The sequence below is a fragment of the Kocuria tytonicola genome, from assembly GCF_003687455.1.
Lineage (GTDB): Bacteria > Actinomycetota > Actinomycetes > Actinomycetales > Micrococcaceae > Kocuria > Kocuria tytonicola.
In genome coordinates this window covers 17257-37238 of sequence record NZ_PHOA01000002.1, presented here as the reverse complement: position 1 = coordinate 37238, position 19982 = coordinate 17257, and the positions used below count along the sequence as shown (strand labels likewise).

Sequence of the window (19982 nt, the reverse complement as noted above, 5' to 3'; positions counted from 1 at the left end):
GTCCTACTGGGCCAGTGGTCGGACTCCTCGTCGCAGGCCTGGCGATGCTTGGCCAGTTCGTCTTTCTGCCGCTGCTGATGGTTGACGACACTCCGCCTCAGTCGATGATCGCTCAGCTCGGCCTCACCGTCCCGTTCCTGGGCTGGGCACTGGCCCTGCTGGCATGGGTGAAGTTCAAGGAGAAACGCTCGATTCGCAGTGTCGGGTTGACCGCTGGAGCATTCCGCGGTCTCCTCGTGGGCAGCCTGGTGGGATTCGGCATGACCGCCATCGTTGTGGCTGTCAATCTGATCGCAGGAACCGCCACTCTCGGATCCTTCTCCTGGGGTGCGCTCGGAGGTGTTCTCATCGTCCTCGTCGGATTCGCGATTCAGAGCTCCACCGAGGAGATCGTGTTCCGGGGGTACCTCAGTCAGGCCCTCGCCCGCTGGGGTGCACCTGCTGCGTTCCTCCTCCAGGCAGTCGTGTTCTCGGCCCTGCACAGCTCGAACGGTGGAGCAACCGTTGTGACGGTGCTCAATCTCTTCCTCTTCGCCACTTTCCTGGCGGCGTGGACGTATGTCACCGGCAACCTGTGGGCCGCGTGTGCCTGGCACACCGTGTGGAACTGGGCGCAGGGGAACATCTGGGGAGCGGCTGTGTCGAACAACCCCTTCGCAACTCGGATGGCGCACTACTCCACGGTGGACGGGTCTCCGAGCTGGCTCACCGGCGGCGGTTTTGGTTTCGAGGGCTCCGTGGTTGCCACGGTGATGTTTGCCGCAGCCACTGTCTACCTTCTTGTCCGGCACCGTCGCGCTCGTTCCTGACGCCCGCCCATCAGACCCGTCGTTGAAGACTGCCTCGCCAGACCCAGTATGAAAGGTGGCGGGAATGTGCTGCGGCGGGTTGGGGAGTGGGTCATGGCAATACCTTGATCCTCTACCCAGCTGCGGGGGAGGTGCACGCGGGGACCGCGTGCACCCGACGAATATCGGGCACCCCTAGCACCTGCCGCGAAGGCCCTCCCTCCGAGCACTCGGCGGGAGGGCCTTCGCATGCGCGGCCTGCCCGAGCACCGCCCCACCCCCGCGCATGTGCTTTCCGCGGTGAGGACCGTGGTATGACGTTCACGGACGAAAGGACTTCCATGACCGGCTCCCAGGTGACACCCCGCTCGGACCGCGCGGCCTCTCCACCCGACACCCAGCCCCTGAACGGGCGGCTGCGGCTGATCGCCACCGTGGCCACGTTCGGCGGGCTGCTGTTCGGCTACGACACCGGCGTGATCAACGGCGCTCTGCCCTCCCTGGTCACGGACCTGCGGCTCACTCCGTTCCTGGAGGGGCTGGTCGCCTCCATCCTGCCGTTCGGCGCGGCCTGGGGCGCGGCGTTCGGTGGGCGGTTCGCGGACCGTTTCGGGCGGCGTCGTGTGCTCACGGTGCTCGCGGTGCTGTTCGTGGCCGCGACGCTCGGCTGCGCGCTCGCCCCCTCGGTGGGGGTGCTCGTGGCGTTCCGTGCGGTGCTGGGACTGGCCGTGGGTGCGTCGTCGGTGATCGTGCCCGTGTTCCTCGCGGAGCTGGCGCCCGCCCACCTGCGCGGGCGGGTGGTGGCCCAGAACGAGCTGATGATCGTGGGTGGGCAGGCGCTCGCGTTCGTCTTCAACGCGGGTCTGGCGACGGCGTTCGGGCACATCCCGCACGTGTGGCGCTACATGCAGGTGCTCGCCACGGTGCCCGCGCTGGTGCTGTGGGTGGGGATGGCCGTGGTGCCGGAGTCCCCGCGCTGGCTGGCCCGCCGCGGCCGCCTGGACGAGATGGTGCGGGTGCTCCAGCGCATCCGGCAGCACGCCTACACCGGGGACGAGGCCGAGGGCGTGCGGGAGCTCGCCGCGCAGGACGCGGACCGTCCCGCCGCCGGTGTGCTGGACCTCGTGCGCGTGCCGTGGATCCGCGGCATCTTCGGGATCGGTGCGGCCATGGCCGTGATCAACCAGATCTCCGGGATCAACGCCATCCAGTACTACGGCGTGACCGTGCTGCAGGACTCGGGCTTCGGCGGCAACGGGGCGTTCTACGCGAACATCATCCCCGGGTTCGTGGGCGTGGCCGCCGTGGCGCTCGCCATGGTGCTGCTCAAGCACGTGGGCCGGCGCCCGCTGCTGCTCACCGGGCTGGCGGGGACCATCACCTCGCTGACCGCGTTCGCGCTGTGCTACCTGCTGATCCCCGAGGACAGTACGGCCCGGCCGTGGGCGGTGCTCGCGTGCATCGTGGTGTTCGTGGGCTTCGAGCAGTGCTGCGTGGGAACCGTCACGTGGCTGTACATGTCCGAGATCTTCCCGTTGTCCGTGCGCGGGGTGGGAATGGGCGCGTGCGCGTGGTTGCTGTGGATGATGACGTTCGTGGTGGGGCTGACCTTCCCCCTGCTCACGGACGCCCTGGGGGTGGGGTACACGGTGCTGATCTTCGTGGCCCTGCAGCTCGTGGCGCTCGTGTGGGTGCACCGTGTGGCCCCGGAGACCAAGGACCGCACCCTGGAGGAGCTGGAGCAGCACTTCCGCGGCGCGTAGGGGACAATGGCGTGTCACCCCGCACCACCCGATCCACCACGTGAGGAAACCGTCCGTGTCCTGTGAAGCCAGCGTCGTCGCCCCGCCGGAGGAAGCCGGGTGCCCGCAGTGGGTGCCCCAGCCGGACGTCGCCGCCCGGGCACGGGAGCTGGGCGAGCGCTTCGAGCGGGCCTACGGCCGCGCGCCGGCGGGGGTGTGGGCCGCGCCCGGGCGCGCCAACCTCATGGGGGAGTACATCGACTTCTCGGGCGGGATGTGCCTGCCGTTCGCGCACCAGTACGTGACCCTCACCGCCGCCGCACCGCGCACGGACGGGGTGCTGCGGGCGCTGTCCCTGCAGGACGCGGACGAGTCCGTGGCGGACCACCGGCTGCGGGAGACCCGCGTGGGGCAGATCGCCCCCGGGGGGATCAGCGGCTGGTTCGGGTACGCCGCCGGCGTCGCCTGGGGCATGAACCGTGTGGCCGCGGGCGCCTCCGCGCACCCGGTGGCCGTACCGGAGCTCGCCCTGCCCGCGGAGTTCGGCGCGGACCTCATGGTGGACTCCACCGTGCCCATCGGCGCCGGACTCGCCTCTTCCGCGGCCCTGGAGTGCTCCGTGGCGCTCGCGCTGCACTCGCTGCACACGGGCGAGGACGACCCCGACGACGCCCACCGCCGCGCCCTCGCGCGCGCGTGCATGGATGCCGAGAACTACATCGTGGGCGCCAACACGGGCGGCCTGGACCAGACCGCCTCCCTGCGCTCGCACGCGGGCGAGATGATCGCCCTGGACTGCCGCGACTTCGACGCCACCCACCTGCCCGCCGATCCCTCCGCCGCCGGTCTCACGTGGCTCGCGGTGGACACGCGCGCCCCGCACCGGCTCGCGGACGGCCAGTACAGCTCCCGCCGGGACGAGTGCGAGGCCGCGGCCGCCGTCCTGGGCGTGGCCCGCCTGCGCGACGCCCTGCCGGAGCACCCCACCGAGGACGACGCGGCCGCGGTCCTCGAACGCTTCGACGACCTCGTCTCCTCCGGGGTCACCCTGCGCGGCAACCCGGAAGGTGTGCGGCTGCGGCTGCGCCACTCCCTGACGGAGATGGTCCGCTCGGTGCGCATAGCGGACCAGCTCTCCTCCCCGGACCCGGACTGGTCGCTCGTGGGCCGCCTGCTCGTGGCCGGCCACGAGTCCATGCGCCGCGACTGCCAGGTCACCGTCCCCGAGCTCGACACCGCCGTGACCGCGTGCCTGGCCGCCGGCGCCCTGGGTGCCAAGGTGGTGGGCGGCGGCTTCGGCGGTTCCGTGATCGCCCTGGCCCGGGAGGACGCGCTGGACGAGCTGGCCGACTCCGTGTGCTCGGCGTTTTCAGACCACGGCTTCCGCGACCCTCTGTTCCTGACCCTGAACCCGTCGCCCGCCGGGCGCCGGGTCCGCTGACGTGTTCCGGGAGCAGTTGAGCAAGCGGTTCGTGACGTGGGCCGGTACCCCGGCAGGGGCACTGGGGAGACCATTCTGGCGAGATCCGGATGTTCATCAGCAGTAGTTGCGGTTGCAGACAACGCCCCACCTGAAGAGCTCTGGGTTTCGTTCCGACATGCTTCCTCAAGGAGGATCAGAACATGTCTCAGAACTACAGCTCCGAATTCAAGGCCCGTGCCCTGGAGCTCATCGAGGAGCGAGTCCGTGCGGAGCAGTGCTCGGGATGGGTTGCCTACACCGCCGTGGGAGAAGCACATGGCGGGATCTCTCCCCGTACCCAGCGGAACTGGTGGAAACAGGACCGCATCGACCACGGTGAAGCCCTCGTTCCTGGGGGCTCAACTACTATGAGGGCCAGGCTCTCGGAGCTGAGCCAGGCGCCATGTGCTTGGCAATACAACTTATATCACCAGTAACGTGAACGAGAGGCTCCTTGGATGAACACCTACAAGATCAGCAAGCAGGCAATGACTGCATTCCTCTCGTCGAGTTGCCTTCGACAGCTGAGAATCAATCTAGTTCCAGAGCCGGCCCGCAAGCAGCAGTCGGGGCTCGATGCAATGCCAGAGAAGCACCCCCGCCCGGGCCTTACAGACCGCGCCGCAGCCGGAGAGGAATGGGCCAACACTTGTGTGGAGGACCTCATACAACAACTGCCCGCCGGTTTCGTCGTCGAAGAACACGCCGTCTCATCCGCCGGTAAGACCACTTACCAGAACATCCCGATCACGCAGGCCGGCCTTGCTCGGACCGCGCCATCGCAGGTGCTGGTCGAACACGAATACAGCGTGGGGCAAACCTTTCGGCGCCATTTTCCTGTTCTCAGCCAGGCAGGCCACACGATCGAGTTCACCAAGCTACGGCCAGACCTCATCTTTGTCATGGAGCCTGGCTCGGAAGGCAACGAGGTGCTCTCCGATGGGGGCATGCGACCGATCCTGAAGAGCGACAATCGCCGGCAGCTGCGCATCCTCGACATCAAGCTCAATGAAGACCCTGGTACCGGATACCTTATGGAGGCCGTCTTCTACGCCGTTGCCCTCGCTGGTTGGCTTGAGGACCAGTCATTGCAGCAAGAATTCCTAGTGCGAGCTGACCCGGGCATCTGGCCGGGTTCCCATGTCGGAAGCACCCTTCACCAGACTGCTCTCTACGCCGCGACCGAGGGTAGAAAGCTGACGCCCGGCGAAGTTCTGGGCTCAGTGGAGAAGGACCTTGTTATTGCTCAGCCCGCAGTTCTTGTCCACTCGTTACAGAAATTTTTCGGTGAGCACCTGCCGAAAGCGATGGACGAACCCGACTGGCAGGCTCTTCCCTTTCACGTCAACGCTCTGTGCCGTGGTTGTGACTACCTGGGTATGAGGTGGTCCAACGCACAGCCACCCTCGCCGAACTCGTGCATCCCCACCACGGAGGTGCGCGATCACTTATCTCGCATCCCTAGACTGAGCCGGGGCGCAGCGGGAGTTCTAGACCGCAATTCGGTCCAGACCGTCGCAGACGTCACCACAGCCTCTGATGAAGTGTTCGACGAGCACCACAGCCTCCGAGGGCGTCGGAGCGTGACGGTCGATAGAGCCGACCGGATCCGCTCGGACGGTGACGCAAGCCTCATCCCGGGCAACATCGCTACCGCCTCCCTGCCTCGATGGGCGGACGCGCAGATCCACGTTGTTGCCAACTTCGACTCGTCGACAGCAATCACGTTCACCCTCGGTGCCGACGGTATATATTCCGGCACCCGAAATAACCGGCTCGCCGAGCCAATATCGTTCCGTGTTGTCGAGATTGTCGAGCGCCGGGAAATCGACGAGGAGCAGACGAGGGTCATCAATTTTCTCGCAAAAATTGGCAGATTCGTCGAAAAGGTTCGCAAACACGACGAGAATGCTTCTCTGCAGGTTTATGTCTGGGACCAGCTGACTTACGACCATATCTGCAGGGTCGTTGGCCGCCACCTGGATGCGGTCCTCGCCCAGCCGGGAGGAGCGAAAAGCCTGGCTTGGTTGTTCCCGCCAGAAGAGATCCTCGCCAACGCCCGACTGGTCCTTGAGCCAGCAATTTGTGTCGTAAACCAACCTGTGGACTCGTTGCTGGCTACGCGCACCCCGTTCTACTACTCACTGCTCTCCACCGCTCGTGATTACCACAGTTCGGAGGCCTACGGAAGCGCCCATGGTTTCGCCCCTCCCACAGATCTGTGGGAGGATCCGTTCTCTAGCCAGATTCCCAGTGAGCGCGCCCACGAAAAATGGAAGCAGGCCAGCGGGAGTGCGCGCGTCCAACAGCAGGCTTTCAAGATGACGTTAACGCAGTTGTCTGCGTTGCAGGCTGTGCGTGAGCGGCTTCGCGAAGACCTCGGCGCCCGGAACGGCCTGCGGAGGTGGGCGCCAAAGGTCAAGTACCTGAAGGCTCTCGATAACCCCGGCAAGATGACCTCTGATGAGCTTCTCTGGTATGCACACACCAAGCTCAAGGCGGCAGTAGCATCGCAGGCGGTGTCTGCTATTCATGCGCTAACCGCGTCTGAGCGAGAAGCGTCCTTCGAATCCGCCCGCCTCAGCGAGCTGCTGGTCGGAGCCGACCGGGACAATGCGATGGTCCAGCTTGAACTGTCGGGCCCGGAGATCGAGATTTATCGGATCGCCGAGGCCAGTCGGGATGCGAAGTTCAGCGAGGGCGAGTTCGCGTGCGCCATCGTGCCGGAGGATCACACTGAACTACTCACTCAGCGGTTCGACTACTACCTGCAGAGGCGGGGGGCAACCGCAGCAGGGCTGCTGAGAGATGCTCAGGCCGCAGGGGTGGCGTACCTGACCATGGACAAAGTGCTCGGGGTCGACATCGTGGGGATGGACCGGACAAAGGGCTTACTTGCTGTCAAGGGCGTCGAGTATAAGGACGGAGCCCGTTGGCGCAGGCGACTGATGGATGCCGGGCTCATTGATTTGACGGGAGCGACTAGCCTGGAAAAGCTCTCCGTCGACATCATGTCCGGGCGGCTGAAGACGACGCTGATGGCCATCGGCAAGACCCCCAAGGCGCTCGACCACATGATGTCGTCAACGGCCACTGGCAATTCCAGCAACGTTAGGTCCACGCCGCGTGTGCCGGTGGAGGACCTCATTTGGGACAGCGCGGCCATGGCTGGCACCGCCGTTGCTCGCAACGTGCCTTATCTGCGACACGAGCTTGAAGCGGCTCGTCAGACCCTTGACGACAACCAGTGGGCTGCGGTCGAGCACGCACTCACCCACCGTCTCAGCGTGATCTGGGGGCCGCCAGGGACCGGGAAGAGCCGCACACTGTCGCGGATCCTCGCTGGGGCCGTCCTGGACGCCAAAGGCAAGGGCGAGGGCGTGCGAATCCTGCTGACGGCCAACACCTACGATGCCACAGACAACGTGTTGAAGTCTGTCGCTGGATTCCTTCCCAACATGGTGCCCGACGTCGAGCTGTGGCGGCTCCAGAGCGAGGGTAGGGCGCCTATGCCCGCCCCGGTCATTGCCTGCTGCACCTCCCACGGCACGGACGAAGACACCGATCGGTTGCGGGCCCGACTGGCGCCAGGTAGGAACGACGTCACAATCGTCGCCGCGAACCCGCACCAGGTCCACAAGCTCGTCTTCACCGAGGGCGGCAGGAGCAGGAATAGGAAGCTTCGTCAGGATGTCCAGTTCGACGTCGTGGTCGTCGACGAGGCAAGCCAAGTTGATGTTGCCTCTTCGATCGTTTCCCTCATCTCGATGGCTGAGAAAAGCACGGTGGTGGTGGCGGGCGACAAGCTTCAGCTGGCCCCGATCAGTCAGGTTGCGCCGCCTGTGGGGCTTGAGCACATGGTCGGCAGCCTTTACGAGTTCCTCGTCATGCAACGGGGAGTCGGCGAGCAGAAACTGTTGATCAACTATCGCTCGAATAGCGAAATCATTGAGGCCTTCAAGATTGCGGGCTATCCACTCGAGCTGACGGCCCACACTCCAGGCAAGCGACTGGCCCTGGCTTCGCCTGTGCCCACTTCCCGCCCCCACGATTGGCCGGCCGATCTCCCCTGGAGCGACGACTACGCGACGCTACTCGACCCCGAGACCCCTGTGGTCTGTCTCCTGCATGACGACGAGCTGTCCGGCCAGTCCAACGAGATGGAGGCCTCCCTCGTCGTCGCCCTGGCACACCTGCTCGATGCGCGTCTAGCTGCCAGCAGCCAACCAAGTGCCGGCTCGCTCGACCTCGAGGATTTCCTCAACAGCGGTCTAGGCATTGTCACGCCGCATCGCGCGCAGCGTTCGGCGATAACGTCCCGGCTAGCGCGGCTGTGGCCCACGGCGGACCTCGAAATCCTCGGCAAGACAGTCGACACCGTGGAGCACTTCCAAGGCCAGCAAAGGGAGATCATCATCGCTTCATACGGCGTGGGAGACCCGGACGTGATTGCAGGCGAAGAAGAGTTCCTCCAGTCACTGAACCGATTCAACGTCACAGCCTCGCGGCCGGAGACCAAGCTCATCGTTATCATGGCGCGCACACTGGTAGACCATCTAGCCTCCGATCTGAAGGTGCTTGACAACAGCTCGATGATGAAGCGGTTCGTCACCGAGGTGTGCGCGAACACCAGAACCGTCACCTTCCAAACGGGCGCAGATGTCAGGCCGATGGAGTTGCGCTGGTCATAACGGCTCGCAGGGGCGAGAGAGACTTGGCGGCCAGGATCATGTGTCGCCGGTCCGTCTCCGACAGCGGTCGCCAATTCGAGACGGCGCGCGCCCAGGCCGAGGGGTCGAAATGCGCGGGGGCCGGTTCACACACTGGAGCGGGCCGGCACACAACGAGCATGTCGAATTCGCAGTTGCCTGCTCCCGAGTGATGTCCCATGCCTGGGTCGGCCAAGACAGGCCACAGCGCCGTAACGCGCAGGCCCGCGAGCCTGAGTCCACCGGCGACGCCGGACCAGCCCTGCTCTCCGCCTTTGAAGGTAAAGGCCACAAGCGCACCGGGCACGCAGGCCTTGGATGCGTTGGCCAGAGCCGTCCCCAGGAGCTGGGCGAAGTGTTGCACGGGATCATCTCCGGCTGGCAGGACGGGTTCTCCCGCGAGATCCCGACCGGCGAGCCAGGCACGGAACACCTGACTGAGAGTGTCGTAGGGGATGAAGTCAAAGTAGGGCGGGTCCGTCAGGCACAGGTCCGCAGCCGGGGTGCTGTGAATTTCCTTTACCGAGTCACCCGGCGCAACGGTCCCGGCAGACCTTGCGAGTGCCATGCGCTCGGGCGTCACAGTTTCGCCACGGAGCACGTTCCTGCGTACTTCGTTCGAGCAAGAGGCGGCCACCCTCGAAAGCGCCGCCCGCAGAGTGCCTCGGCCTCCAGATGTGTGTAGGGGGTTGAGTTCGACAGTGAGGGCGGGAAGCGCGAAGGCGCGGACACTGAAGAGGGGTGCCAAGCGCCCGTAGTCCGTGGCGTACCCGCAAAGGCGGTTATTGCTCGTGATCGAGGTCGACACGGCCAGACGTAGGGCCCGGCCCAGCGGGGGGCTGTGGACTTCCCTCTTGATCCAGGACATGGCTTCGAGCAGGTAGGCGAGTTGGCGATCAGTGTGCAGGTCGCGGATCGTCTTGATTCCGTACGACACGGGCCGGCGGTCGTGCCCCACCTCGATCTCGAGCCCCAGCACCGCATTGTCGGGGACTGTGATGCTCGGAGCGTCGCTGTCGTAGGGAGCCCTGAGGCGACGGTGCCCTCGCCCTGGGGGAGTCTCTTCCACGGCGACCACGGTCCGCGGCGCGGTGCCCGTCTGGAGGCGCTCGTGAGAGCTTGCCAGGCCACAGGTTGGGCAACGGTATCGGCCCGCCCGGAACGTGCCTTGGTCAAGCGGCCACTTCCGGTCACAGCACATCAGTTCTTGCGAGTCCGCCGGAAGGCTATGCAGCGACAAGCATTCAGGGCAGAACGCATCGACTGCCGAGTCACGGACGACGGCTCCGCGGCATCCGATACTCCGTGCCAGCACGGGTGTTCGGTAGAGCAGATCCATGCTGTCGCACCCGGGGCAGGTGACCTTCGCTAGCGAAAAATAGTGCAGCGCCTGCCACGACTCGCTGTCCGTTTCCGTCGAGGGCCATAGCCACCCCATAGAACGCTCGAGGTGAGCGATGAGCTGACTGCCCGCCTCCGCGACCGCGTCCCGGGACGGTGGTGTCAGAAGATGGCGATTGAGCTCTACGGACATCGGGTCGACGTCCTGCCCATCGACGCCGGCTCCGAGGCGAGAAGCTTCGAGCAGGGTGGTGCCACCACCCATGAAGGGGTCGAGGACATGCGTGCCGATGAGGTGATGGTCTGGCTGAGCGTAATCCGCCCAGAACGAGTCGATCGACGATTCGTGATCGCGGGTCGCGGCAAGAAGGGTGGCACGGATAAGGGCTGGCGGTCGTCGTGCGAACCAGCGGTGCGCCTGGTAGGCCGGGTCTGGGGCTCGTCGATCTGCGGCGACTAGGCGAGAGATGTCGACGAAGGGGAAGTTGGACTCCAGCAGTGATCGGTTGGGGGGCATCAGTGGCTTCCTTCGGCGAGTTCAAGCACGCAATCGAGCAGGCCTGGAAGCCCTGCGGAGAGCTCCTTGCGGCGCAGGTGGCAGGGGCGTCGAAGGCCGACTGTCTCCTGGCGAATGATTCCAGCACGACGTAGAACGCCCAGGTGCTGGCTGAGGGTGGATGCTGCGACGTCTACCTGGATCTCCCCGGGGGAGAGGGGGCCTCGGGTGGCGACTTCAACAACGACAGCCAGTCGTACAGGGTTCCCAAGCGCCGACAGCACTTCGGCGAGTGAACTCACCGGCTCTGCAGGGGTTGGCCGGGCAAGGCTCTGATTCATAAGGAAAGTATATACGTATTTCGTCTAAATACGAAATACGGGGCTGCTGTACGGATATGTGACATCTGATCTGGCTTGCCCGTAGGGCGGCCTGGAAGGATGTGCACCATGCCCGCTCCATATCCCCGAGAGTTCCGCGACGATGTCGTGCGTGTGGCCCGGTCCCGTGAGGATGGCGTCACGATCGCGCAGATCGCGAAGGACTTCGGCGTTCACGAGATGACGCTGCATAAATGGATCCGCCAAGCCGACATCGACGACGGCAACCGTCCCGGCAAGTCGCGCGAGGAGTCCTCCGAGCTGCGTGATGCGCGTAAGCGGATCCGGCTGCTGGAGCAGGAGAACGAGGTCTTGCGCCGCGCCGCTGCGTATCTCTCGCAGGTGAACCTGCCGGGAAAATCCTCTACCCGCTCGTGAATGAGCTCGCTGCCGACGGTATCCCCGTCGCGGTGTCCCTGCGGGTCCTGAAGCTCTCCCGCCAGCCCTACTACCGATGGCGAAAACAACAGGTCACGGAGTCTGACCTGGTCGAGGCCCACCGGGCGAACGCGTTGTTCGACGCCCACCGCGATGATCCCGAGTTCGGGTATCGGTTCCTGGTCGGCGAAGCGGAGGCCGCTGTCCAGCGCATGTGCGAGCGGACCGCGTGGCGGATCTGCCGGGACAATCAGTGGTGGTCCGTGTTCGGCAAGAAGTGCGGCAAGAACGGGAAGCGCCCCGGGCCGCCGGTCCACGATGATCTCGTGAAGCGTGACTTCTCCGCTGAGGACACCAACGAACTCTGGCTGACCGATATCACCGAGCACTGGACAGAAGAGGGCAAGCTCTACCTCTGCGCCATCAAGGACGTGTTCTCCGGCCGGATCGTCGGCTACTCGATCAGCGGCAGGATGAAGGCCCACCTCGCGGTGAACGCCCTGGACAACGCGATATCCCGGCGTCGCGACGCCGCTGGCTGCATCGTCCACTCGGACAGAGGGTCCCAGTTCAGGTCACGGAAGTTCGTGCACGCTCTGAACCGTCATCACCTCGTGGGCTCGATGGGGAAAGTCGGCGCCGCTGGCGACAACGCCGCGATGGAGTCCTTCTTCTCGCTGCTGCAGAAGAACGTCCTGGACCGCAAGCGCTGGCGGACCCGAGAAGAGCTCCGAATCGCGATCATCACCTGGATTGAGCGGACCTACCACCGCCGTCGCCGGCAGGCCCGCTTCGGTCGATTGACCCCTATCGAATACGAGACCATCATGAACCCGGCCGTGAGCCTCGCGGCCTGACACCCCAACTGTCACCTGTTCGTGCGGCAGCCCCAATCATGCCGGGACCGGCTGGCTACCTACGCCCTCATCCTCCCGGAGGAAGGCGCCACGAAAAAGGTAACGGGGGGCACCCGCCACGAGAACCAAGCCGTTTCCGGTTCGCCTGCTGGTCCCGCGGTTCAGCGATCACGGCTGTGATCCCTCGACTGCGCAGCAGAGTCCGGTGAGCTCCCGAGGAGTACGCCTTGTCTGCCAACACCGCATCAGGGGTGGTGCGAGGACGCCCCGCCCCTTCGCGCGGAACCCGAACCGCAGCGAGCAGGTACGGGAACATCTTCGAGTCGCTGCCTTGCCCCGGCCCAACCGCGATGCCGATGGGACGTCCGTTGCCGTCGCACAACTGATGGACCTTCGTCGACAGTCCGCCGCGCAATCGTCCGATCGCATGATCCGCCGGCTCGAGCATCTGCATCACGTAATTCGATGGAGCCCCCGCGAGGCGCCTAGTGTTCGTCGCGTGCTGGTGGGCGCGCAATGGTGGAGTCGACCGCAACATCCCAATCGATCTCGCCCCTAGCGTCTGCCCTGGTCAACAAGGCCGTCGGGACCTTGTCCCAGGCCCCGTCGCCCGCGAAGCGGCGGTGTCGCTTCCGCACCGTCTGCCACGCACCGAACTCCGCAGGCAGGTCCCGCCACGCGAAGCCGGTCCGGTAGCGGTAGATGATCCCCTCGACCACCAACCGGTGATCCGAGAACCGACGACCCCGCCGCCCGTCCGAAGACGGCATGAAGTCCTCGATCAAGTCCCACTCGGCATCCGAGAGCGTTTGCAACCGCGACACGCGATCACCCTTGCCGACGCAGACTGAGGGTTTGGGAAACACGCCCTAGCTGAGCCCGCTGAGACGTGGTATCCCGGCGAAGCCGGTAGGTCAGGAGTGCCACTTCTCCGGGCAGCTCTTCCATGGCAGTCAGGCAAAAGGGGCGTGGTGCGTCTGCGCTGGGCAGCAGAGGTATCCCGTCCCCGAGAATGACCGGATTCACCTTGACCTGAATCTCATCAATGAGGTCCATCAGCTGCGCGGCGAGATGCGCACCACCGCACAACCAGATGTCGCGTCCAGCGCCTGCCTTGAGGTTGGTGACCTGCGTTGTCAGATCACCGCTGATGGTCGTCAAGCCCAGTGCCTCAGGCAGGTGGCGATGCGTGGCCACAACCTGATGAAGGTGCGGATACGCGCCGCCCGGCAGGTCAACAGCCAGAGCGGGTTCATACGTCTTGTACCCCATGATCACGGTGTCGAATCGACGGGGCGGCTCGGTAATGCCCAGGGCGGCTCTTGCGTGGGCAGGGCAGGTCTCGGGGTATCGGGTGAATAGCGCCCTGAGAGTGGCCGGATCCTGCGGAAAGGCGGTGAAAGCGCCGTCGCTGGCGGCGATGTAGCCGTCAATGGAAGTGGCAACGTAGTACACGAGGTCTCGCACGGTGTCTCCAATCACTACAGATGTACTGGTTGCTCACTAAAGCACACATTGGGCAGTCATGCGTAAGATTTCGGGCATGGTCGCCAACCCCTCCCGTCGTACAGCTGTCGCTGACGCTGCGCTCCAGCTGCTTGGCCGGGACGGTGCGCGGGCAGTGACACACCGTGCTGTCGATGCTGAGGCCGGAGTGCCGACGGGAACCTGCGCGAACTACTTCGGGACTCGCTCCGACTTGCTTGAAGGGATGGCGCAGAGAATTTTCGCGGTACTTGCTCCGGATTCGCGGCGGCTCGAAGAACTCGCTTCCCTCGATGCTGCCGAGGCGGGACCGGCCTATGCGGGCTATGTGGTGGAGCGGCTTCTGGCCCGTCCTGTCCTTGCGCGTGCACTGATTGAGCTACGTCTCGAAGCTGCCCGAAACCCAGAGGTCGCAGAACCCCTGGGCGCATTCCTGCGTGCGGGTTTCGAGGCGGACGTCGAATTCCACAACTCGCGTGGACTGCCAGGTGGGCGGGATGCAGTCCTGCGCCTGCACCATCTGGTCAACGGCATACTCCTCGACGCCCTGACCATTCGTCTCGACTCCACCGCTGACCCGGTTGCCCAGGCCCGAAATTCCGCGGCGGCGCTAGGATCTTAGGGCACCGATGTGCGGGCAATACGCTTCCTTGGACAAGATTTCCCGGTCGGCCCGCCCGCCAGTAGACAGCACCGTTCCAGGAGTCCAGCATGTTCGCAGCGCAGACCTCCGCCCGTCGGCTCAAGCGCGCCGCCGCCGCTCGTGAGCGCGGGGACCTCGTCGAGGCCCGGACGCTGTTCGAGGACGCCCTGCGCACCGCCCGCCTGGGTGACGCGTGGTGCGCGGCGGGTGACGCGGCGTCGTCGCTGGGGGATCTGGAACGGGACGCGGGGAATCTCACCAACGCCGAGCACCACTACCGGATCGGCGCCGTGCAGTACCGCCGCGCGGAGCGCACCGCGCGTTCCGTGCGCGGGCGGGTGCGGTGCCTGGAGGAGCTCGGGGACGTGCTGCTCGCCCTGGGACGCCCATGGGACGCGTACCGGGTTTTCCAGGAGGGCGCCGAGGTGGCCGGGGTGGATCCCGACCGGCCGGCCCACGCGGGCAGCACCGGGTTCGTGACCCGCGAGGACCTGCGCTGGACCTCCCACCTGGCCACGGCGGCGCAGGCGGCCGGGCGGCGCAAGCTCGCGGAGGAGCACTACGAGGCAGTGCTCAGCGGGTGCGAGACCCGCCGGGACGCCGCCGGGCAGATCCTGTGCTGGCAGGGACTTGCCGCGCTCGCACGGGACCGGATGGCCTGGGCCGACGCCGCGCACGCCCTGGAGAACGCCTCGAACCTGTACTCGGCACTGCCGGACCCCGAGGCGCACACGGACGAGTGGGTGGCCTGCCTGCGGGAGCTCGGGGCGGTGTGCAAGACCCTGGGCCGCCGGGACGAGCAGATCCGCGCGTTCAAGCTCGCGGTGCGCCTGGAGCAGATCGCGGCGGGTGCCGCGCGCGCGGAGGACGGGAGCGCCGTCGGCCGCAGGTGAGACAATGTCAGGCGATGAGCACCGAGACGACTGAGACCATGGACCGCGAACCGGCCGTGCTGAACCTGAAGCCGCTGCACCTGGGGCCGTTGACCATCGACGTCCCCGTGGTGCTGGCACCCATGGCCGGGGTGACCAACAAGTCCTTCCGCAAACTGTGCCGCGAGTACGGCGGGGGACTGTACGTGACCGAGATGGTCACGGCGCGCGCCCTGGTGGAGCGGCGGCCGGAGTCCCTGCGGATCATCCACCACGACCCGGACGAGACCCCGCGCTCCATCCAGATCTACGGCGTGGACGCCGTGAACGTGGGCAAGGCCGTGCGGATGGTCGCGGAGGAGGACCGCGCGGACCACATCGACCTCAACTTCGGTTGCCCCGTGCCCAAGGTCACCAAGCGCGGCGGCGGCTCCGCCCTGCCGTGGAAGACGGACCTGTTCCGCGCGATCGTGAGCACGGCGGTGCGCGAGGCGTCCGTTGCGGACATCCCGGTGACGGTGAAGATGCGCATCGGCATCGACGACGAGCACCAGACCTACCTGGACGCCGGGCGCATGGCGCGCGACGAGGGCGTGGCCGCGGTGGCCCTGCACGGGCGCACCCTGGAGCAGCACTACTCGGGCACCGCGAACTGGGACGCCATCGCCCGGCTGCGGGAGGCCCTGCCGGACCTCCCCGTGCTCGGCAACGGGGACATCTTCTCCGCCGAGGACGCGGTGGCCATGGTGGAGCACACGGGAGTGGACGGCGTCGTCGTCGGTCGCGGCTGCCAGGGCCGCCCGTGGCTGTTCGGGGACCTGCAGGCCGCGTTCGAGGGCAGCCCGCGCCGGTTCCGGCCGGGCGTGCGCAAGGTCGCGGAGACCGTCTACCGCCACGCCGAGCTGCTCACGGAGGAGTTCGGGGACGAGGCCAAGGGCTGCCGCGAGATCCGCAAGCACGTGTCCTGGTACTTCAAGGGCTACCCCGTGGGCGGGGAGCTGCGCGCGAAGATGGCGCAGGTGCCCGCTCTCGCCGCGCTGCGCGAGCTGCTGGACCAGCTGGACCTGGACGCGCCCTACCCGGGTGCGGACGTGGAGGGACCCCGCGGCCGCGCGGGCTCGCCCAAGAAGCCGCACCTGCCGGACGGCTGGCTGTCCTCGCGGATCCTGGGCGACGCCGAACGGCTGGGTCTCGCGGCCGCCGAGCTCGACGTCTCGGGAGGCTGAGCGCCGTGCACACCCCCGACCGGCTGGAGTCCCTGTCTCCCGGCTACACGCCCGCGGACACCGAGCGCTTCGTCACCGAGGACCACCACAACCGCCACCGCAGCCACTTCGAGCGGGACCGCGCGCGTGTGCTGCACAGCTCCGCGCTGCGCCGGCTCGCGGCCAAGACCCAGGTGGTGGACCCGCAGACCTCGGACTTCGTGCGCAACCGCCTCACGCACTCCCTGGAGGTCGCGCAGATCGGGCGGGAACTCGGCAAGGCGCTGGGCTGCGACCCGGACGTGGTGGACGCCGCGTGCCTCTCCCACGACCTCGGCCACCCGCCGTTCGGGCACAACGGGGAGACGGTGCTCGCCCAGCTCACGCGGGGCATCGGGGGCTTCGAGGGCAACGCCCAGACCCTGCGGCTGCTCGTGCGCCTGGAACCCAAGATCATGACGCCCTCGGGGGAGCCCGCCGGGCTCAACCTCACGCGCGCCACGCTGGACGCCACGTGCAAGTACCCGTGGTCCGCCGCGGACGCCCCGCCCCGCGCGGACGGGCGCCCCAACCGCAAGTTCGGCGCGTACCAGGACGACCTCCCGGTGTTCGAGTGGTTCCGCGAGGGCGCGGTGCAGGGCCGCAAGTGCCTGGAGGCCCAGGTGATGGACCTCGCGGACGACATCTCCTACAGCGTGCACGACGTGGAGGACGCCGTGGCCGCCCACGCCCTGCAGCTGGAGCTGCTCGCGGAGCCCACCCAGCGCGGGCGGGTCATCGAGTGCACGCGCGGCTGGTACCTGCCCCAGGCCACGGACGCGGAGCTCGACGCCGCCCTGGTCCGCCTGGAGGCAACCACCGCCTGGGTGCCGCGCATGAACGGCACCCGCGCGGACCTCGCGCGGCTCAAGAACATGACGAGTCAACTGATCGGTCGCTTCGCGATGTCCGCGGTGGTGGCCACCCGGGACGTGGCCGGGGACGACCGGCTCACCCGCTACCGGGCCTCGCTCGTGGTCCCGTGGGAGACCCAGCTGGAGATCGGCGTGCTCAAGGGCATTGCCACGGCGTTCGTGATGACCGTGCGGGACGCCCTGCCCCTGTACGAGAACCAGCACGAGATCCTCACCATCCTGGTGGAGGCCCTCATGGAGACGGACGGGCGGTTCCTGGCCACCGAGTTCGCCGCGGAATGGCGGGAACTGGGGGACGGGCCCGGCGCGGAGGCCGCTCGGCTGCGGCTCGTGGTGGACCAGATCGCGTGCCTCACGGACCACTCGGCCGTGGCACTGCACGACCGCATCCGGGGCACCAATTGGCGCACCGGGGACAAGCCGCTGTGGTGAGGTGGGGCGCCCTGCACACCCGCCCGAGCGGCGTCGTACCGGTTTGACGGGGTGCCTAAACTGGCCCAGTGGCCGGACTGATCAAGCGTGAAGACATCGACGAGGTTCGTGCGCGCACGGACATCCGCGAGGTCGTGGAGCAGTACGTCACCCTGAAGCCCGCGGGGATCGGTTCGTACAAGGGGCTCTGCCCGTTCCACGACGAGCGCTCGCCGTCCTTCCACGTTCGCCCGCAGATGGGCACGTACCACTGCTTCGGCTGCGACGAGTCCGGGGACGTCATCGCGTTCCTCATGGAGATGGACCACACCCCGTTCACGGAGACCGTGGAGCGGCTGGCCGCACGGATCGGCTACGAGCTGCACTACGAGCAGGGCGGTGCGCCCAACCGCGAGGAGGTGGGCCGCCGCCAGCGTCTGCTGGACGCCCACAAGGTGGCCGCCGAGTTCTTCCAGCGCAACCTCTACACCCGTCAGGCCGCCGCCGCCCAGAAGTTCCTGGGGGAGCGGGGCTTCGACCACGCCGCCGCCCGCACCTACGGCATCGGCTACGCACCCCAGGGCTGGTCCCACCTGCTGCACCACCTGCGCAACCTGGGGTTCACGGACCAGGAGCTCAAGCTCACCGGCATGTTCTCGGAGGGCAACCGCGGACTCTACGACCGCTTCCGCGGCCGGCTCATCTGGCCCATCCGCGCGGTGGCCGGGGAGGTGATCGGCTTCGGGGCGCGCAAGCTCTACGAGGACGATCAGGGCCCCAAGTACCTCAACACCCCCGAGACCCAGCTCTACAAGAAGTCCCAGGTGCTCTACGGCATCGACCTGGCCAAGCGGCCCATCGCCAAGACCAAGCAGGTGGTGGTGGTGGAGGGCTACACGGATGTCATGGCGTGCCACCTGGCCGGGATTCCCACCGCGGTGGCCACGTGCGGCACGGCGTTCGGCCCCGAGCACATCAAGATCGTGCGCCGCTTCCTCTCCGACGACTCCGCCGGGGGTGAAGTGGTCTTCACCTTCGACGGCGACGCCGCCGGGCAGAAGGCCGCCCTGCGCGCCTTCCAGGAGGACCAGCGCTTCGTGGCCCAGACCTACGTGGCCGTGGAGCCGCACGGCATGGACCCGTGCGACCTCCGCCTGGCCCGCGGGGATGTGGCCGTGCGGGACCTCGTGGAGACCCGCACCCCGCTGTTCGAGTTCGCGCTGCGGGCCACCATCAAGGAGCACGACGTCAACAGCCTGGAGGGGCGGCTGCGAGCCATGCGGGCGTGCGCGCCCATCGTGGCTCAGATCCGCGACCCCTCCCTGCGCCCGGCCTACGCCCGGGAGCTCTCCGGGTGGCTCGGCATCGAGACGGACGAGGTGATGCGCGCGGTGAGCGCGGCGGCGAAGTCCGCGCAGCGCGGCGGCTCCGGTCCCGCTGGCTCCGGAGCCGGGTCTGCCCCTGGGCCCCGGTCTGCCGGTTCCGGGCACGACGGCGCCCGGTCACGGCAGCAGGGTCACGAACCCGGGCGCGCGGCCGCGGGCGGCACCCAGGGGCCGGCGGGCGCTCACAGTGACACTTCCGAGGAGTCCCAGGGGCCGCGCCCCGTGGAGCTTCCCGATCCCCGGGAGCCGGTGTCCCGCATGGAGCGCGAGGCGCTGGAGATGGTGCTGCAGGTTCCGGACCTGGTACCGCTGTCCTACTGGGGGCACTTCGACTCCGCGGGGATGACGTACCGGGTGCACCAGGTGATGCACGACGCCGTGGTGGGTGCCCGCGCGGACCTGGGCGAGCAGGTGCAGGGCGGACGCGTGTGGCTGGAGGCCGTGCGGAACCACCTGCCCGAACCGCTGCACGGGTACCTGGCGCAGCTCTCGGTCACGCCGCTGCCCGCGGCCACCGAGCAGCAGATGCGCAACTACGCGGTGGGGGTCATCACCTCGCTCGTGGAGATGCACATCAACCGGGAGAAGTCCGACAAGCTCGCGCACCTCAACCGGCTCAACGCCCAGCGCGCGCCGGACCTCTACCAGCAGCTCAACCGCGAGCTGCTGGACCTGGAGCTGCAGCGGCGCAGCCTCATGGGGGTGTGACTCCGGCCGGCCGCCGGGGCGTGGGGCCGCCCGCCCGGGCGATTTGAGGAAGCCCGGCGGGGGCTGTAAAGTATCGTCTCGTTGCGCAGCAACATGTGCATTCCCCCGTAGCTCAATTGGCAGAGCATTCGACTGTTAATCGAAGGGTTACTGGTTCGAGTCCAGTCGGGGGAGCCACCGAACCGGGTCTGACCTGCGGAGACGCA

General features: G+C 67.0%; 14 protein-coding genes, 1 tRNA gene and 2 pseudogenes. 13 read left to right on the top strand and 4 right to left on the bottom strand.

Going from position 1 to position 19982, the window contains the following annotated elements:
- Nucleotides 1-14: 14 nt before the first annotated feature.
- The 4 genes from CWC38_RS00565 to CWC38_RS00550 all read left to right on the top strand — a co-directional run bounded on the left by CWC38_RS00565 (nt 15) and on the right by CWC38_RS00550 (nt 8683).
- Entirely contained in the window at nt 15-809 is a 795-nt protein-coding gene (locus CWC38_RS00565) for a CPBP family intramembrane glutamic endopeptidase (protein ID WP_165860307.1), read from the top strand.
- A 320-nt stretch (nt 810-1129) separates the two neighbouring features.
- Nucleotides 1130-2551: a sugar porter family MFS transporter gene (locus CWC38_RS00560; RefSeq protein WP_121844912.1), complete on the top strand. Its 1422-nt coding sequence runs from the start codon at nt 1130-1132 to the stop codon at nt 2549-2551.
- A 55-nt stretch (nt 2552-2606) separates the two neighbouring features.
- Nucleotides 2607-3971 (top strand): galactokinase, encoded by a 1365-nt coding sequence (locus CWC38_RS00555; protein ID WP_121844911.1) that lies wholly within the window; start codon nt 2607-2609, stop codon nt 3969-3971.
- A 479-nt stretch (nt 3972-4450) separates the two neighbouring features.
- Nucleotides 4451-8683: an AAA domain-containing protein gene (locus CWC38_RS00550; RefSeq protein ID WP_121844910.1), complete on the top strand. Its 4233-nt coding sequence runs from the start codon at nt 4451-4453 to the stop codon at nt 8681-8683.
- Here CWC38_RS00550 and CWC38_RS00545 read toward each other — a convergent pair.
- A complete protein-coding gene (locus CWC38_RS00545) occupies nt 8655-9680 on the bottom strand; it encodes a hypothetical protein (protein WP_121844909.1) in 1026 nt (341 codons plus the stop codon). The genes CWC38_RS00550 and CWC38_RS00545 overlap by 29 nt on opposite strands.
- Nucleotides 9681-10151: 471 nt before the next feature.
- Between CWC38_RS00545 and CWC38_RS00540 the strand changes: the two genes are divergently transcribed.
- Entirely contained in the window at nt 10152-10502 is a 351-nt protein-coding gene (locus tag CWC38_RS00540; protein WP_124106130.1) for a hypothetical protein, read from the top strand.
- A 56-nt stretch (nt 10503-10558) separates the two neighbouring features.
- Here the strand turns inward: CWC38_RS00540 and CWC38_RS12650 are convergent, their stop codons facing one another.
- Nucleotides 10559-10879, bottom strand: coding sequence for an ArsR/SmtB family transcription factor (locus CWC38_RS12650; RefSeq protein WP_121844907.1), 321 nt, complete (start codon nt 10877-10879; stop codon nt 10559-10561).
- 108 nt (nt 10880-10987) lie between these two features.
- Here CWC38_RS12650 and CWC38_RS00530 point away from each other — a divergent pair.
- A protein-coding gene (locus CWC38_RS00530) for an IS3 family transposase (RefSeq protein ID WP_121844906.1) occupies nt 10988-12153 on the top strand; the annotation gives its coding sequence in 2 pieces (ribosomal slippage) (nt 10988-11272 and nt 11275-12153; 1164 coding nt in all).
- A 115-nt stretch (nt 12154-12268) separates the two neighbouring features.
- Here the strand turns inward: CWC38_RS00530 and CWC38_RS12290 are convergent.
- Together CWC38_RS12290 and CWC38_RS00520 are read right to left on the bottom strand one after the other, a co-directional pair.
- Nucleotides 12269-12977 (bottom strand): annotated as a pseudogene (locus CWC38_RS12290) (IS5 family transposase); the annotation flags it as partial.
- Nucleotides 12978-12981: 4 nt separating this feature from the next.
- On the bottom strand, nt 12982-13620 hold the full coding sequence (locus CWC38_RS00520) for a dihydrofolate reductase family protein (protein WP_121844904.1): 639 nt from the start codon (nt 13618-13620) through the stop codon (nt 12982-12984).
- Between the two features lie 58 nt (nt 13621-13678).
- On the opposite strand from CWC38_RS00520, the pseudogene CWC38_RS12285 reads away from it, so the two are divergent.
- The 7 genes and pseudogenes from CWC38_RS12285 to CWC38_RS00490 all read left to right on the top strand — a co-directional run.
- Nucleotides 13679-13849, top strand: a pseudogene (locus CWC38_RS12285) (TetR/AcrR family transcriptional regulator); the annotation flags it as partial.
- A gap of 15 nt (nt 13850-13864) precedes the next feature.
- Nucleotides 13865-14260, top strand: a complete 396-nt coding sequence (locus CWC38_RS00515; protein WP_240624969.1) for a hypothetical protein — start codon at nt 13865-13867, stop codon at nt 14258-14260.
- A gap of 89 nt (nt 14261-14349) precedes the next feature.
- Complete coding sequence (locus tag CWC38_RS00510; RefSeq protein WP_121844903.1) at nt 14350-15174, top strand: tetratricopeptide repeat protein; 825 nt, start codon at nt 14350-14352, stop codon at nt 15172-15174.
- Between the two features lie 14 nt (nt 15175-15188).
- Nucleotides 15189-16379 carry a tRNA dihydrouridine synthase DusB gene (gene dusB, locus CWC38_RS00505; protein WP_121844902.1) on the top strand — a complete coding sequence of 397 codons (1191 nt, stop codon included), beginning with the start codon at nt 15189-15191 and terminating at the stop codon, nt 16377-16379.
- Nucleotides 16380-16384: 5 nt separating this feature from the next.
- Nucleotides 16385-17704 carry a deoxyguanosinetriphosphate triphosphohydrolase gene (locus CWC38_RS00500; protein WP_121844901.1) on the top strand — a complete coding sequence of 440 codons (1320 nt, stop codon included), beginning with the start codon at nt 16385-16387 and terminating at the stop codon, nt 17702-17704.
- 68 nt (nt 17705-17772) lie between these two features.
- Nucleotides 17773-19776, top strand: coding sequence for a DNA primase (gene dnaG / locus CWC38_RS00495; protein ID WP_121844900.1), 2004 nt, complete (start codon nt 17773-17775; stop codon nt 19774-19776).
- A 101-nt stretch (nt 19777-19877) separates the two neighbouring features.
- Nucleotides 19878-19953 (top strand) — tRNA-Asn (locus CWC38_RS00490).
- Nucleotides 19954-19982: the final 29 nt, after the last annotated feature.